This window comes from Nocardioides pini (genome assembly GCF_026712185.1).
Lineage (GTDB): Bacteria > Actinomycetota > Actinomycetes > Propionibacteriales > Nocardioidaceae > Nocardioides > Nocardioides pini.
Genome location: NZ_JAPPUX010000001.1, coordinates 1,207,390 through 1,221,559, shown reverse-complemented (window position 1 = coordinate 1,221,559; position 14,170 = coordinate 1,207,390). Strand labels below are relative to the sequence as shown.

Here is a 14,170-nt window from a genome sequence, read left to right as displayed (position 1 = left end):
CCGGCGTGGCTGACGACCTCACGTCCGCCGACCCCTTCGGAGGATCGCTCCGGCCGGGCACGTCCCCGGTCGTGCTGGCCGTCGACATGATGCGGGCCTACTTCGACCCCGCCAGCGGGCTGTGCCTGCCGGACGACCACTGCCTGCACGCCGCGGCCCGGGTGCTGGGCGCCGCCCGGCAGGCCGGGGTGCCCGTGGTGCACACCCGCGTGCGCTACAGCGCCGGTGGCGTGGACGGCGGGGTGTTCTTCCGCAAGGTCCCCGCCCTGCGGGCGTTGGTCGGCGACGGCCCGATGGGCGAGCTGATGCCTCCGGTCGCCCCCACTGACGGCGAGCTGGTGGTCGTGAAGCAGTACGCCAGCGCGTTCTTCGGCACGTCGCTCGCCTCCACCCTGCACGCCCGGGGCGTGGACACGGTCGTCGTCGTCGGGGTCAGCACCAGCGGGTGCGTCCGGGCGACGACGGTCGACGCGATCCAGCACGGGTTCGTCCCGCTCGTCGTGGCGGACGCGGTCGGCGACCGCGGCCCGGAGCCGCACGAGTCCAACCTCCGCGACCTGGCGGCCAAGTACGCCGAGGTGGTGGACGAGGTGACCGCCGTCGACTACCTCGCCGGTGCGGCCCGGGGCGCGGACCGATGACCGCGACGGACGCGGTCGCCATCGTGGAGATGGCCCCGCGGGACGGGCTGCAGAACGAGAGCGCCGTGCTGTCGACCGCCAACAAGGTCGAGCTCGTCGAGCGCGCGGTGCGAGCCGGGTCCCGGCGCATCGAGGTCACCAGCTTCGTCAACCCCGCGCGCGTCCCCCAGATGGCCGACGCCGACGAGGTGATGGCCGCGCTCCCCCGACCCGAGGGCGTCAGCTACGCCGGCCTCGTCATGAACGACCGGGGGCTCGACCGGGCGCTGGCCGCGGGGGTGCACGAGGTCGACGTCGTGGTCGTGGCCACCGACACCTTCTGCCTCCGCAACCAGGGCGTCACCACCGAGGACGCGTGCCGGCAGGCCGCGGCGCTCGTCGGGCGGGCCCGGGAGTCGGGTGTGCTGACGACGGTCACGGTCGGCGCGGCCTTCGGCTGCCCGTTCGAGGGCGAGGTCCCCGAGGAGCGGCTGCGCGAGGTGCTCGCGCGCGTCGCCGACGCCGGGCCCGACGAGCTCGCCCTCGCCGACACGATCGGCGTCGCGGTGCCCACCGCGGTCACGTCCCGGCTTGCCCTGGCCGTTGAGGTCGCCGGCGCCGACGTGCCCCTGCGGCTGCACCTCCACGACACCCGCCACACCGGCGTGGCCAACGCCGTCGCCGCCCACGCCGCAGGGGTCCGCACCCTCGACGCCAGCATCGGCGGGACGGGTGGCTGCCCGTTCGCGCCGAACGCCACCGGCAACGTGGCCACCGAGGACCTCGTCTACCTCTTCGACCGGATGGGCGTGAGCACCGGCCTGGACCTCGCGACCACCACCGCCACGACCGCGTGGCTCGAGGAGCGGCTCGGCAAGCGCCTGCCCGGCGCGCTGCTCAGGGCAGGCGGGTTCCCGGCGCCCTAGGCTGACCGCATGCTCAGCTGGGACGACCTGGCCGCCGGCTCGCTGGCCCGGCAGTTCCCCGACGACCCCGGCACGGTGGCGGGGCGGGTGCACGCGATCGGCGACCTGCAGACCCAGACGGCGCGGTCGGCGTTCATCGGCCTCGGCGCGCGGTTCCCCGGCGTCACCCACGCCGAGATCACCGCCGCCTACGACGCCGGCGAGATCGTCCGCGGCAGCACGATCCGCGGCACGGTCCACACCGCCGACCCCGACGTCTACACGGTGCTCGCCGAGGCCACGCGGGTCGGTCAGCACCAGCGCTGGGCCCGGATCCTGGGCATCAGCGACGCGCAGCTCGCCGAGCTCTGGACCTCCGTCGAGGCCTGGGCCCGGGAGTGGCGCACCCCCGACGAGCTCCGCGCCCACGTCGACGACTGGCTCGGACGCCACGCACCCGCCGCGCGGGAGGCGGCCGCCGCCGGGCCCGGCCGCTACCTCGGCTTCGCCCACGGAGCCCTCGTCCGCAGGCCGGCGTCGGGCGACCGCTGGGAGGGGCAGGGCAAGCCGGTCTACCGCACGTTCGACCGCACCGGGCCGGCCACGCTCGCCGACGTCGTACGCCTGCACCTGCGCGCCCACGGACCCTCGTCGCGCCAGGACGTCGCCTGGTGGGCCGGGATCCCGCTCAAGGCCGTCGAGGAGGGCCTCGCCGGGCTCGACACCGTCGAGCTGGACGGACCGGACGGCAGGGCGTACGTCGACCTGCCGGACGCCCCGCCCCCGCGCGAGCTGCCCGGCGTGCGCCTGCTGCCGGAGTTCGACGCCCTGCTCTGCGGCTACGACTCCAAGGCCCGGGACCGGTTCGTGACGCCCGAGCACCACCGGCGCCTGTGGAACGAGTCCAACGGGATGCTGCTGCCGCCGCTGCTCGTCGACGGCCGGATCACCGGCTTCTGGCGGGCCGCGGGCACGGCGAGGCGCCGGCCCCTCGAGGTCACCTGGCTCGCACGCACCAGGCGGCCGCGCAGGGCGGAGCTCGACGAGCCGGTGGCCGCGCTCGAGTCGGCGCTCGGCATCACGGTCACCGAGGTGACGGTCAGCCGCGAGGCGCCCTGACGGGCTGGTCCTTGAGGTACTCCCCCGGCGTCATGCCCGTGACGGTGCGGAAGTCGTGGGTGAAGTGGGCCTGGTCGGCGTAGCCCAGGTCGGCGGCCACCTCGGCGAGGGTGCCGCGGCCGGCCTTGAGCGCCTCGACCGCGTCGTGGAGGCGGCGCCGCTGCAGGAGCCACTTCGGGCTCAGCCCGATGCGCTGCTCGACCAGCCGCTGCAGGCTGCGCTCGGACAGGCCCGCCTCACGGGCCAGCTCGTCGACCCGGGTGACCTCCGGGTGGTCGCCCAGCCACGCGACCAGCCGGTTGACCAGCCGGCCGGGCGCGTCGACCGGCAGGTGCGTGGCCAGCCACGCCTCGACGTGGGAGATCGCGGCGAGGTGGGCGCCCGGGTCGTGCGGGTCGGCCGCCATCGCGGTGCGGATGCCGTGGACGAGGGCGCGCTCCGCCCGACCGCCGGCCAGGAGGTCGCCCAGGTCCACCCAGGTGTCGGTCACCTCCGCGACGGACCGGCCGAGCACCAGCCGGCCGGCGGCCGGGCGCAGCATCGTGCCGACCGCCCAGCCGTCCCCCTCCAGCGTCACGCTCGAGCGCCCGCGGCTGACGCCGTAGAACCTGGCGTAGGTGTCGCTGACGACCACCAGGCAGACCGGGTGCTGGAGGGTGCTCTGGGTCGACGGCTCGGCCAGCGACCACACCGGGATCCAGTAGCGGTCGACCAGCTCGGTGAGGTGCGCGCTCGGCGCGTAGCGGTGGATCGGCGGGGACGGCCGGCTGACCCCGGTGAGGTGGGCCCGGTCGATCGGGTCCACCGGGTGCGGCGCGGCCTGCTCCGTCATGTGTCGGATTATCACAAGAGCCACCGACAGCCCCGGTGCGATCGTCGGGGCATGACCACGAGTGCACAGGACTTCACCGCGCGGGCCGACGCGTTCGCCACCATCCTCGACCGGGCCGACGGGAGGTGGGACGCACCCACCCCGTGCGACGACTGGACCGTCCGCGACGTCGTCGTGCACGCCATCGAGACCGAGCGCGACTTCCTCGAGCGGCAGGACCTCTCCCCCGGGCCGGCACCGGACCTGGCCGACCTGCCGTCCGCCTGGCGCGAGCACGCGGCCGCCGTGGCCGAGGTGCTGTCGCGTGACGGCGTGGCGGAGAAGGAGTACGACGGCTACTTCGGGCGGACGACGATCGCCGCCACGATGGCCGACTTCTACGGCTGGGACCTCGTCGTCCACGGCTCCGACATCGCGCGGGCGACCGGCCAGGAGTGGTCGGTCACCGACGAGGAGGCGGCCGCCCTGCACCGGACCGCCGACGGGTGGGGCGACGCGCTCTACTCCGACGGCGTGTGCGCCGAGGCGGTCCCGGTGCCCGACGACGCCTCGGCGTCCGACCGGCTCCTGGCCCGGCTCGGCCGCGACCCGGGGTGGGCGCCCGCCGCCTGAGCTACCCGCGCACGCCCCTGCGGGCCCTCCACGAGTCGGTGAGGAGCTCGGTCAGCTCGGTGCGGTCGAGCCGGTCGAGGCGCGCCCACACCGACGCCTTGACCGCGAACGTGTCCACCCTGACGAACGTCTCCGGGCGGTCGGCGAGCGCCGCCTCGGAGTCGAGGTCGAAGGACCAGACCTGGAGGAGCTCACGGCCTTCGTCGTCCCACCTGAGCCGGGCGAACGGGTGCCGGCCGACCTCGACGGCGGGGTCGCCGGAGTGCGACAGCGCTGCGCGGGCACCCTCGAGCCCGAGGGCGATCTCCTCGACGTCCTGCCAGGTGGCCACCCGACCACTGTGCCCGACGCGGCGCGCGGAGGCGCCGTCAGGAGCGCTCGAGGGTCACGACCGCGACCGTGCAGCGGCCCTCGACCTCGCCGGGCCCGACCACGAGGGTGCCCGACTGCCCGCCGGTGAGGACGTACGCCGCCTGGTCGTCGGCCAGCGGCAGCGTCGAGGAGCGGCCCAGCTCGAGCACCGTGACGTACGGCGTGACGACGGCCGGGTCGACCACCACGTTGAGGGCCCGCACGGGGCCCTCGGGCACCGAGCCCACGGCGCTCGCGTCGCCGGAGAAGGCGAACGGTCGCTGCGGCTCGACCACGTGCGGCTCGCCGTCGACCACCAGGTCGAGCACCGACCCCTCGACCACCGTCAGCACCCGGTGGCGGCCGGCGAACGTCGAGAACGGCCCGTCGCGGTCGACGTCGGCCAGGCTGATCCGCCACGCACCGTCGTCGGCGACCGCCAGCTCGCGCGTCGTACCGCCCCCGTCGGCCCACGGCGTCGGCCGCACGTCGGCGGCACGGACCGTCCGGGCGCCGGTCACTTCTTGCCGGACTTCTCCGCCGGCTGCGTGGTCGAGAGCGCGGCGACGAAGGCCTCCGGGGGCACCTCGACGGAGCCGATGTTCTTCATCCGCTTCTTGCCGGCCTTCTGCTTCTCCAGCAGCTTGCGCTTGCGGCTGATGTCACCGCCGTAGCACTTGGCGAGGACGTCCTTGCGGATCGCGCGGATGGTCTCGCGGGCGATCACGCGCGCCCCGATGGCGGCCTGGATCGGCACCTCGAACTGCTGGCGCGGGATGAGGTCCTTGAGCTTGCCGGCCATCATCACGCCGTAGGAGTAGGCCGCGTCGCGGTGGATGATCGCGCTGAACGCGTCGACCGGCTCCCCCTGCAGCAGGATGTCGACCTTGACCAGGTCGGCGGCCTGCTCGCCCGAGCGCTCGTAGTCGAGGGAGGCGTAGCCCTTGGTGCGCGACTTCAGCTGGTCGAAGAAGTCGAAGACGATCTCGCCCATCGGCAGCGTGTAGCGCATCTCGACGCGGTCCTCGGAGAGGTAGTCCATCCCCTGCAGGCTGCCGCGCTTGAGCTGGCACAGCTCCATGATCGTGCCGATGAAGTCGGCCGGGGCGAGGATCGTCGCCTTCACGACCGGCTCGCGGACCTCGGCGACCTTGCCGTCGGGGTACTCGCTGGGGTTGGTGACCTCGTGCTCGGTGCCGTCGTCCATGACGACCTGGTAGACCACGTTCGGTGCCGTCGAGATCAGGTCGAGGTTGAACTCCCGCTCGAGCCGGTCGCGGGTGATCTCCATGTGGAGCAGGCCGAGGAAGCCGCAGCGGAAGCCGAAGCCCAGCGCGCCGGACGTCTCCGGCTCGTAGGTCAGCGCCGCGTCGTTGAGCTGCAGCTTCTCCAGGGCGTCGCGCAGCGTCGGGTAGTCGTCGCCGTCGATCGGGTAGAGGCCCGCGTAGACCATCGGGTTGGGGTGCTTGTAGCCGCCGAGCGACTCGGTCGCGCCGTGGTGCTGGGAGGTGACCGTGTCACCCACGCGCGACTGGCGCACGTCCTTCACGCCGGTGATGAGGTAGCCGACCTCGCCGACGCCGATCTCCCCGGCCTTCACCGGCTCCGGGCTGATCACGCCCACCTCGAGCATCTCGTGGACCGCGTTGGTCGACATCATCTTGATCCGGTCGCGGTGGCTGAGCTTGCCGTCGACGACCCGCACGTAGGTGACGACGCCGCGGTAGGTGTCGTAGACCGAGTCGAAGATCAGGGCGCGCGCGGGGGCGTCGGCGTCGCCCACCGGCGCCGGGGTCTGCTTCACGATCTCGTTGAGGAGCGCCTCGACCCCGACCCCGGTCTTGGCGCTGGTCAGCAGCACCTCCTCGGGCTCGCAGCCGACCAGGCCGGCGAGCTCGGCGGCGTACTTCTCGACGTTGGCGCTCGGCAGGTCGATCTTGTTGAGCACCGGGATGATGTGCAGGTCGGCGCCCATGGCCAGGTAGAGGTTGGCCAGGGTCTGCGCCTCGATGCCCTGGGCGGCGTCGACCAGCAGGATCGCCGCCTCGCACGCCTCGAGGCTGCGGGAGACCTCGTAGGTGAAGTCGACGTGGCCCGGGGTGTCGATCATGTTGAGGACGTAGGTGCCGGGCTCGGCGCCCTCGGCGTTGTCGGGGGGCACGGTCCAGGGCATCCGCACGGCCTGCGACTTGATCGTGATGCCGCGCTCGCGCTCGATGTCCATGCGGTCGAGGTACTGCGCGCGCGACGCCCGCTCGTCGACGACGCCGGTGAGCTGCAGCATCCGGTCGGCGAGCGTCGACTTGCCGTGGTCGATGTGCGCGATGATGCAGAAGTTGCGGATGATCGACGGGTCGGTCGAGCCCGGCTTCGGCGCGTTGATGAGGCTCACGGACTGCTTTCGGGAGTACGACGGCGGGGTCGGGTCATTCTTCCACGCGGGGGCTGCCGCACCGAACCGGCGCCGGCGCACGGCGGGCACGGCCGGTGCCTCCCTGTCGGGGCGCTAGCGTGCAGCGGTGACGTCGCGGACCGGAACGAGCCTGCCCCTCGTCCCCGCCGCGGCGTTCGTGCTGGTCTGGTCGTCGGGCTACATCTCCGGCCCGGCGGCGGTCCACGCGGCGGCGCCGTTCACGGTGCTCGGCTGGCGCTTCGTCCTCGCGGCGCTCCTCGCCACCGGCCTGGCCCTCGCGCTGCGCCGCCCGACGCGGATGGACCGGCGCACGCTGGGCCGGGTCGCGCTCGTCGGCTTCGTGATGAACGCCGTCCAGTTCGGCCTGATGTACGTCGCCTTCGACCTCGGCCTCGGGGCGACGCTGGCGTCCCTCCTCCACGCGCTCAGCCCGGTCCTGACCGCCCTGCTGGCCGCCGCCCTCCTCGGTGAGCGGGTCTCGATGCTGCAGGTCGCCGGCTTCGCCGCCGGCGTCGTCGGGGTGCTGCTCGTCCTCGGCGCGGACCTCGACCACGCCGGCGGCCCGGTCGCGGTGCTGGTCGGGTGCCTGAGCATGCTCACGCTCAGCCTCGGCACGCTCGGCCAGCGCTGGATCGGCGCCCAGCCCGACCTGCTGTGGTCGGCCGCGGCGCAGTTCGCCGTGTCGGCTCCCCCGCTGCTCGTGCTGGGCTGGGCCACCGAGGGCGCCTGGCCGGTGACCGACACCCGGCAGGCGGTCGTGGCCGTGGGGTTCCTGGCGGTCGTGAACTCGATCGTCGGCCTCGTGCTGCTCGCGCTGCTCGTCCTGCGCGGCGGCTCGGGGGCCGCGGCCAGCCTGTTCTTCCTGAGCCCGCCGGTCACCGCCGTGCTCGCGTGGCTGGTGCTCGACGAGACCCTGTCGCCGACCCAGCTGTTGGGACTGGTGGTCGCGGTGGTCGGCGTGGGTGCGGCCACGCGGACGCGACGTACGCCGGTGCCGGTGCCGGGATCCGCGCGGGACCCTCAGGACGCCGTCGGCACCCAGTAGCGTCGCTTCGCCCCGCGCACGTCCTCCAGCACGCCGCCGGCGGCCTCGATGACGCGGATCGAGCCGACGTTGTCGTCGTCGCAGGTCACCAGGGCCCGGTCGATCCCGAGTCCGAGCGCCCATGGCAGCGCGTGCCGGAGCATCGCGCTGGCGTGGCCCTCGCGCCGCCGGGTCGGGCGCACGTCGTAGCCGATGTGCCCGCCCACGTCGAGGAGGAAGTCGTTGAGCTCGTGGCGGATGGCGATGCGGCCGAGGTAGTCCTCGCCGTCGACCCACCACAGCGTCGTGCACGGGACGTGCCCCTCCGGCCGGGGCGTCCCGGGGAGCGCGTCGGCGCGGACCGCGTCGACGAAGGCCGCGAAGGCGTCGGGGGCCTTCCAGCCGGGCGCGTTGCGGTCGATCCACGCGGACGTCTGGCTGTTCTGCGCTCCCTCGGCGACGAACTCGTCCATCGCCTCCAGGAACGACTCGCGGACGGTGGTGGTCGGCAGCACGAGCTCGGGCATGGCAACAGTCTCCCCGGTCGGTCGCTCGCGCCTCCACCCGATATCCGGTCGTGGGGGCCGGCGGCGTGGTGGAGGATGCGCCCATGGTCCGCTCCTCCATCGCCCCCTACCCCGCGCCGCACGGGAAGACCGCGCGCCGTCTCGAGTGGGCCTTCCTGCCGCCCCACCTCCGGGCCTGGATCGAGCGCAGGTGCGGCTCCCCCGTCGTCTCGGCGATCTCCCAGACGAGCGGGTTCACCCCCGGCCTCGCCTCCGTGCTCGTCTGCGAGGACGGCTCGCGGCACTTCGTGAAGGCGGCCTCCACCAAGGCGCAGCGGATATTCGCCGACTCCTACCGGGAGGAGGCGCGCAAGCTGGCCGCCCTGCCGCCGGAGGTGCCGGCACCGAGGCTGCTGTGGCACCTCGACGACGACTGGGTGGTCCTCGGCATCGAGTACGTCGCCGCGCGCCCGCCGCACCGGCCGTGGCAGGCCGACGACCTCGACGCGCTGCTCGACGCGCTCGAGGTCGTCGCCGACGTGCTGACCCCCGCACCGCCGGAGCTCGACCTCGACACGGCGGCGGACGACTTCGCCCCGCTGCTCGAGGGCTGGCCGGCGCTCCGCGAGCGGCGTACGGACCTCGGCGCGGAGCGGCTGGCCGAGGCCGAGGCGCTGGCACGGCGCTACGCCGAGGTGGTCGGGGGCGACACCGTCGTCCACACCGACATCCGCTCCGACAACGCGATCATCGACCCCGACGGTCGCGCGCTCATCTGCGACTGGAACTGGCCGGTGCTCGGCGCTGCGTGGTTCGACTCCTTCGCCGCCCTGATCGGACCGCGGGGCGAGGGCATCGACGTCGACGCCGTCATCGGCCGTCGCCGGCTGCTCCGCGACGTCGACCCGGAGGCGTTCGACGTCAACCTCGCGCTCTACGTCGGCTACTTCTTCACCCAGTGCGAGCTGCCCGTCCCACCGACGTCGCCGCACATCCGCGACCACCAGCGCTGGCAGGGCGAGGTGTGCTGGGACTGGCTCGCGGAGCGGCGCGGCTGGTCGTGACCGGTCCGCGCGCGGTCGGCGTACGCCTCACCTACGACGCCGTCCCCGCCCCGGTCCGCTCCTGGGTGGAGGAGCAGCTCGGGTCCCCCGTCGTCGCGACGGCCGAGCAGGTCGGTGGGATGTCACCGGGGTGCGCCACGCGGCTGACCTGCGCCGACGGCACCCGCGCCTTCGTCAAGGCCGTCGGGTCGGAGCTCAACCCCGACACCCCCGGGCTGTTCCGCCGCGAGATCGGCGTGCTCGGCCACCTCGGCGACCACGAGCTCTGGGCGCGGCTGCTGGCGTCGTACGACGACGGGGCCTGGGTCGCGCTGCTCGTCGAGGACGTCGACGGGCGCCACCCCGACTTCACGCATCCCGGCGAGCTCGAGGCCGTGCTGTCGGGGACGGACCGGCTCTCCGCGGTCCTGCAGGAGCGTGGGGTGCCGGCGTCGGTCGACCTGGTCGACGTCGCCTCCGTCTTCCGCAAGTGGGCCGCGTGCCTCGAGACGCTGGTCGACGCTCCCGCCACAGCACCCCTGCCTCCGTGGCTCCGCTCCGACCCCCACGGGTGGGCCGACGTCCTGCGCGAGCACGCCGGCCGGCCCACGACCCAGGTCGTGCACTGGGACATCCGGGTGGACAACCTGCTCAGGCGCCCGGTCGGGGAGGTCGTCTTCGTCGACTGGGGCATGGCGGCGCGCGGACCCGCGTGGGTGGACCCCCTCCTCGCCCGGCTCGAGCGGGTGGACGAGCCGTGGTTCGACGACTCGAGCGCCGACTCCCCCGTGCTCGCCGAGGCGGGCGAGGACGTGGTGACGGCCTTCCTGGCCGGGTTCGGCGCGCACCTCGCGGTCCGCTCGGTCGTGGCGGTCGACCGCAACCTGCCGACGCTCAACGATTTCCGCGTGCGGGAGTCGAGGAGGATGCTGGAGGCCGTCGCCCGGCGCACCGGCCGCTGAGCGCTTGCGACGTACGTCCCGACCGTCCCGCACACGCAGCGGGCGATTTGGGCGCCCACGAGCGTGACGGTAGTGTTTCTCCCTGCATGTCCGGCACCCGACCCTCTGCCCGGGGTTGCCAGGCAGCCGACAAGCACCAGACTTCCATTCCAGACCAGTTCTAGCTCCGAGGACCCACACGTGGCGAACATCAAGTCCCAGATCAAGCGCAACAAGCAGAACGAGAAGGCTCGTCAGCGCAACCAGGCCGTCAAGTCGCGCCTGAAGACCGCGGTGCGCAAGTTCCGCGAGCTGTCCGAGGCGGGCGACAAGGACGCTGCCGTCGCCGCCGGCCGCGACGCGATGAAGGCCCTCGACAAGGCCGCCTCGAAGGGCGTCATCCACGCCAACCAGGCCGCCAACCGCAAGTCCTCGATCGCCAAGAAGACCGCCTCGCTCTGACGCGGACCTTCACCTGCGACACCCGCCCTCCGTGGCGGGTGTCCTGCATTTCGGGGGGCCGAGGGCCCGCCTCAGCGGCCGTCGCGCAGGCCGGCGACGGTGAGCACGAGCCGCTCGAGGGTGTAGGACGCGTCGTGCGCCTGCCCCTTGATGTCGGCGTCCGCGTGGGCCACCGCCCGGACCGCGGCGGCGATGCCCTCCGCGCTCCAGGAGCGTGACTGGTCGCGCACCGTGCGCACCTTCCACGGGGGCACGCCGAGGTCGCGGGCGAGGTCGGCGTCACGGGCTCCCCGCGGGGCGCCGAGGTAGCGGGCGAGGCTGCGTGCGGACGCCGCCATCGCCGAGGTGACCAGCACCGGCGAGGTCCCGGAGTCGAGCGCCCAGCGCAGCTCCTCCAGCGCCGCGGCGCGACGCCCGGCGAACGCCGCGTCGGCGACGGTGAACGACTTCGCCTCGGCGCGACCCCCGAAGTAGCGCTGGACCTTGTCGACGGTCAGCTGCTCGCCGTGGAAGTCGTTGGTGAGCTGGTCGGCCGCGGCGGCGAGCGACCGGAGGTCGGTGCCGACGGCCTGGACGAGGAAGGTCGCGGCGTCGGAGTCGATCCGCGCACCGTGCGAGGCGACCTCGGACGTCACGAAGCCGGCCATCTCGCTGGGCCTGACCTCCTCGGACTTCACCTCCGTCACCGGCGACAGCTTGCGCAGCTTGGTGAGCACACCGCTCCCCTTCTGCCCGCCGGAGTGCACCAGCACGAGTGCGACGTCGTCCGCCGGGGCCGCGCAGTAGTCGAGCAGCCCGTCGACGGATTCGTCGGGGAGATCCTCCAGCCCGCGCACGACAACGCACCGGATCGAGGAGAAGAGCGACGGCGCCGACATCTCGCCGAGCGAGGCCAGGGTCAGGTCGGAGGCCGACGACTCGGCGATCTCCGCCTCGGCGTCGTGGGCCCGCACGGCCTCGCGCACGGACGCGACGGTGCGGGAGGAGAGGTACTCCTCCTTGCCCGTCACGAGGACGACGTGGCCGAGGACCTGCGCGGCGGAGGGAGTGCGAGCCATGGTGCCCTCACCCTATCCGCGGGCGACGACACCCAGCTCGCCGTCCTCGACCACCACGACCACGTCGCGGGAGACGTCGGTGCGCCACACGCTCGCACCGGCCGCGGAGAGCGCTGCCACCAGCTCGGGCGCCGGGTGCCCGTAGTCGTTGTCCTCCCCCACCGACACCAGCGCGAGCCGCGCCTGCAGCGACGTGAGCCAGTCGAGGTCCTGGTGGCGGCTGCCGTGGTGCGGCACCTTGAGCACGTCGACGCGCAGGCCCGCCAGGTCGCGGGCGAGGGTCCGCTGGGCCGAGGGCTCGACGTCGCCGGTCAGCAGGACCTGCACCCCGCCCACCTCGGCGACGAGGACGACGCTGGCGTTGTTGGGCGCGCTCTCCGCGGGGTCGCCCGGGCCGGCGCCGGGACGTGGCCACACCGTCTGCAGTGTCACCGCGCCGACGCGCCGGGTGAGGCCGTACGCCGCCGGGGCCAGGTCGTGGCCGACCGCTCGCCCGGTCGCCCTGGCGCCCTCGGGCGGGTCGAGCAGCCCCGTGCCCTCGACCTCGCCCACCTCGCGGCCGTCCAGCACGCCTGCGACGCCTCCGACGTGGTCGGCGTGGAAGTGCGTCAACACGAGCAGGGGCACGGCCTCGACCTCGAGCCGGTCCAGGCAGGCGTCGGTCGGTGCGGGCTCGGGCCCGGCGTCGACCACGACCGCCGAGCCGGGGCCGGCGCGCAGGACGAGGGCGTCCCCCTGGCCCACGTCGCACATCGCCAGCACCCACCCGCGCGGCGGCCAGCCCGGCGAGGGCGGCCGGACCAGCATCATGACCACGAGCAGACCGGTGCAGGCGAGGGTCGTGGCCGGTCGTCCGAGCAGCCGCGGGGCGAGTGGCACCGACAGCAGGCACAGCCCGGTGAGCAGCACGAGCGGCACCGGACCGGTGCCCCAGTCGACCGCGGCCGTCGGGATGCCCGCGCCCCAGCGGGCGACCGCGATGATCCAGGCCGCCGACCACGCCGCCGGGGCAGCCACCGCGACCCCGAGCGGGCTCCACACCAGCCCGAGCAGCCCGCCGCCCAGGCCCAGCACGGTCGCCGGCGCGACGGCCGGTGCGGCCAGCAGGTTGGCCCCGACCGCGACGAGGCTGACCTGGCCCGAGATGGCCGCCACGACCGGCGTGCAGGCCACCTGCGCCGCCAGCGGCACCGACACCGCCTCCGCGACCCACCGCGGCGTCCACCGCCCGAGCGCGTCGCGCCAGACCGGCGCCAGCAGGAGGATCCCGGCGGTCGCGAGCGCGGACAGCGCGAAGCCCGCCGTCACGGCGAGCCGCGGCCACACCAGCAGCAGGCCGAGCACCGCCACGCCCAGGCCCCGCACCCCGCGGGACCGTCCGTTGCGCCCCATCCCGACCAGCGCCACGGCACCCATCGCCGCGGCGCGCACGACGCTCGGCTCGGCCCGCGCGGTCAGCACGAAGCCGACGATGCCGAGGACACCCAGGGCGTAGAGCCACGGGCCGCGCACCCCGAGCCACCGGCCGAGCACGAGCAGGAAGCCCACCACCAGGGTCAGGTTGGTCCCGCTCACCGCCAGCAGGTGGGTCAGCCCGGTGGTCCGGAAGTCGTCGGCGAGGTCGGGGTCGAGCCCGCCGTCGTCCCCGACCACCAGCGCCGGCACGAGCTCGCGCGCGTCGGCGTCCCGTCCGGCGACCGCGGCGCGCACCGAGCGGCGTACGGCTGCCGCGGCGTCCCACCACACGCCGGGCTCGGCCACGACCGTCGGCTCTCCCGACGGGCGCACCAGGGCAGCCACGTCCCCGTCGCCGGGGACGAGGCGGGCCGTCGTCTCCAGCCGGGTGCCCAGCGGCAGCCGTGGCCAGTCGGCGGGGGCCATCACCACGACCGGCGCGTCGAGCGTCCACGCGCTCCCCCGCCCCTCGGCGCGGGTCACGGCGGCCCGGACGACCTGGAGGTCGCCGTACTGCCCGCTCACCACGCGCACGTCGGAGGTCAGCTCGAGCTCCACCGTGACGACGGCGCCCTCCTCGGCCAGGGCCGCGAGGGGCGAGGTGGTCAGGAGGACGTGCTGGAGCGCGGCCACCCCGGCGACCGCCGCGAGGGCTGCGAGCGGCCCCAGCCAGCCGGGGGACCACCACCGGCGGACCACGCCGGTCACGACCAGGACCACCACCGCCACGATCGCTGCGAGGGCCGGTGGGCCCGGCGCGAGGAGGACCAGGAGCGCGCCCGCCCAGGCACCGAGGCCGAGGGCGACCGCGCGCAGGTCGGGCACGTCG

General features: G+C 74.4%; 15 protein-coding genes. 8 read left to right on the top strand and 7 right to left on the bottom strand.

The annotated features are described in order from the left end of the window. The first annotated feature begins 5 nt into the window (after positions 1 to 5). From NYO98_RS05955 to NYO98_RS05945, 3 genes are read left to right on the top strand one after another with little or no spacing between them, the layout of a single operon-like run. Positions 6 to 641, top strand: a complete 636-nt coding sequence (locus NYO98_RS05955; protein ID WP_268110600.1) for an isochorismatase family protein — start codon at positions 6 to 8, stop codon at positions 639 to 641. Beyond that, complete coding sequence (locus tag NYO98_RS05950) at positions 638 to 1,546, top strand: hydroxymethylglutaryl-CoA lyase (RefSeq protein WP_268110599.1); 909 nt, start codon at positions 638 to 640, stop codon at positions 1,544 to 1,546. Before NYO98_RS05955 ends, NYO98_RS05950 begins: the two co-directional genes overlap by 4 nt. Before the next feature lie 9 nt (positions 1,547 to 1,555). Further along, positions 1,556 to 2,644, top strand: coding sequence for a winged helix DNA-binding domain-containing protein (locus NYO98_RS05945; protein WP_268110598.1), 1,089 nt, complete (start codon positions 1,556 to 1,558; stop codon positions 2,642 to 2,644). On the opposite strand, the gene NYO98_RS05940 is transcribed toward NYO98_RS05945, so the two are convergent. Beyond that, complete coding sequence (locus NYO98_RS05940) at positions 2,625 to 3,476, bottom strand: helix-turn-helix domain-containing protein (RefSeq protein WP_268110597.1); 852 nt, start codon at positions 3,474 to 3,476, stop codon at positions 2,625 to 2,627. The two genes, NYO98_RS05945 and NYO98_RS05940, sit on opposite strands and share 20 nt — an antisense overlap. Before the next feature lie 51 nt (positions 3,477 to 3,527). On the opposite strand from NYO98_RS05940, the gene NYO98_RS05935 reads away from it, so the two are divergent. Next, the gene (locus tag NYO98_RS05935) at positions 3,528 to 4,088 is read left to right on the top strand and encodes a TIGR03086 family metal-binding protein (RefSeq protein WP_268110596.1); all 561 of its coding nucleotides are present in this window, start codon (positions 3,528 to 3,530) and stop codon (positions 4,086 to 4,088) included. Position 4,089: 1 nt separating this feature from the next. On the opposite strand, the gene NYO98_RS05930 is transcribed toward NYO98_RS05935, so the two are convergent. From NYO98_RS05930 to lepA, 3 genes are read right to left on the bottom strand one after another with little or no spacing between them, the layout of a single operon-like run. Continuing rightward, positions 4,090 to 4,419, bottom strand: a complete 330-nt coding sequence (locus NYO98_RS05930) for a hypothetical protein (RefSeq protein WP_268110595.1) — start codon at positions 4,417 to 4,419, stop codon at positions 4,090 to 4,092. Positions 4,420 to 4,456: 37 nt separating this feature from the next. Then, on the bottom strand, positions 4,457 to 4,960 hold the full coding sequence (locus NYO98_RS05925) for a HutD/Ves family protein (protein WP_268110594.1): 504 nt from the start codon (positions 4,958 to 4,960) through the stop codon (positions 4,457 to 4,459). Further along, complete coding sequence (lepA, locus tag NYO98_RS05920) at positions 4,957 to 6,822, bottom strand: translation elongation factor 4 (RefSeq protein WP_268110696.1); 1,866 nt, start codon at positions 6,820 to 6,822, stop codon at positions 4,957 to 4,959. Before lepA ends, NYO98_RS05925 begins: the two co-directional genes overlap by 4 nt. A 136-nt stretch (positions 6,823 to 6,958) precedes the next feature. On the opposite strand from lepA, the gene NYO98_RS05915 reads away from it, so the two are divergent. Continuing rightward, complete coding sequence (locus NYO98_RS05915; RefSeq protein WP_268110593.1) at positions 6,959 to 7,897, top strand: DMT family transporter; 939 nt, start codon at positions 6,959 to 6,961, stop codon at positions 7,895 to 7,897. Here the strand turns inward: NYO98_RS05915 and NYO98_RS05910 are convergent. Further along, a complete protein-coding gene (locus tag NYO98_RS05910) occupies positions 7,873 to 8,403 on the bottom strand; it encodes a GNAT family N-acetyltransferase (protein ID WP_268110592.1) in 531 nt (176 codons plus the stop codon). The genes NYO98_RS05915 and NYO98_RS05910 overlap by 25 nt on opposite strands. Before the next feature lie 83 nt (positions 8,404 to 8,486). Between NYO98_RS05910 and NYO98_RS05905 the strand changes: the two genes are divergently transcribed. The 3 genes from NYO98_RS05905 (at position 8,487) to rpsT (ending at position 10,828) form a co-directional block, all read left to right on the top strand. Then, positions 8,487 to 9,446 (top strand): phosphotransferase family protein, encoded by a 960-nt coding sequence (locus tag NYO98_RS05905; protein WP_268110591.1) that lies wholly within the window; start codon positions 8,487 to 8,489, stop codon positions 9,444 to 9,446. Beyond that, positions 9,443 to 10,387 (top strand): aminoglycoside phosphotransferase/kinase family protein, encoded by a 945-nt coding sequence (locus NYO98_RS05900; RefSeq protein WP_268110590.1) that lies wholly within the window; start codon positions 9,443 to 9,445, stop codon positions 10,385 to 10,387. The genes NYO98_RS05905 and NYO98_RS05900 overlap by 4 nt, the downstream gene beginning before the upstream one ends. A 180-nt stretch (positions 10,388 to 10,567) precedes the next feature. After that, complete coding sequence (gene rpsT / locus NYO98_RS05895) at positions 10,568 to 10,828, top strand: 30S ribosomal protein S20 (protein WP_268110589.1); 261 nt, start codon at positions 10,568 to 10,570, stop codon at positions 10,826 to 10,828. A gap of 71 nt (positions 10,829 to 10,899) precedes the next feature. On the opposite strand, the gene holA is transcribed toward rpsT, so the two are convergent. Further along, positions 10,900 to 11,886 (bottom strand): DNA polymerase III subunit delta, encoded by a 987-nt coding sequence (gene holA / locus NYO98_RS05890; protein WP_268110588.1) that lies wholly within the window; start codon positions 11,884 to 11,886, stop codon positions 10,900 to 10,902. A 12-nt stretch (positions 11,887 to 11,898) separates the two neighbouring features. After that, positions 11,899 to 14,166: a ComEC/Rec2 family competence protein gene (locus NYO98_RS05885; RefSeq protein WP_268110587.1), complete on the bottom strand. Its 2,268-nt coding sequence runs from the start codon at positions 14,164 to 14,166 to the stop codon at positions 11,899 to 11,901. Between the last annotated feature and the right edge of the window lie 4 nt (positions 14,167 to 14,170).

Coding starts and splice junctions, on each gene's coding strand:
- NYO98_RS05910 (WP_268110592.1), bottom strand. CDS start 8,403: ATGCCCGAGCTCGTGCTGCCGACCACCACCGTCCGCGAGTCGTTCCTG.
- NYO98_RS05945 (WP_268110598.1), top strand. CDS start 1,556: ATGCTCAGCTGGGACGACCTGGCCGCCGGCTCGCTGGCCCGGCAGTTC.
- holA (WP_268110588.1), bottom strand. CDS start 11,886: ATGGCTCGCACTCCCTCCGCCGCGCAGGTCCTCGGCCACGTCGTCCTC.
- NYO98_RS05905 (WP_268110591.1), top strand. CDS start 8,487: ATGGTCCGCTCCTCCATCGCCCCCTACCCCGCGCCGCACGGGAAGACC.
- NYO98_RS05940 (WP_268110597.1), bottom strand. CDS start 3,476: ATGACGGAGCAGGCCGCGCCGCACCCGGTGGACCCGATCGACCGGGCC.
- NYO98_RS05950 (WP_268110599.1), top strand. CDS start 638: ATGACCGCGACGGACGCGGTCGCCATCGTGGAGATGGCCCCGCGGGAC.
- NYO98_RS05935 (WP_268110596.1), top strand. CDS start 3,528: ATGACCACGAGTGCACAGGACTTCACCGCGCGGGCCGACGCGTTCGCC.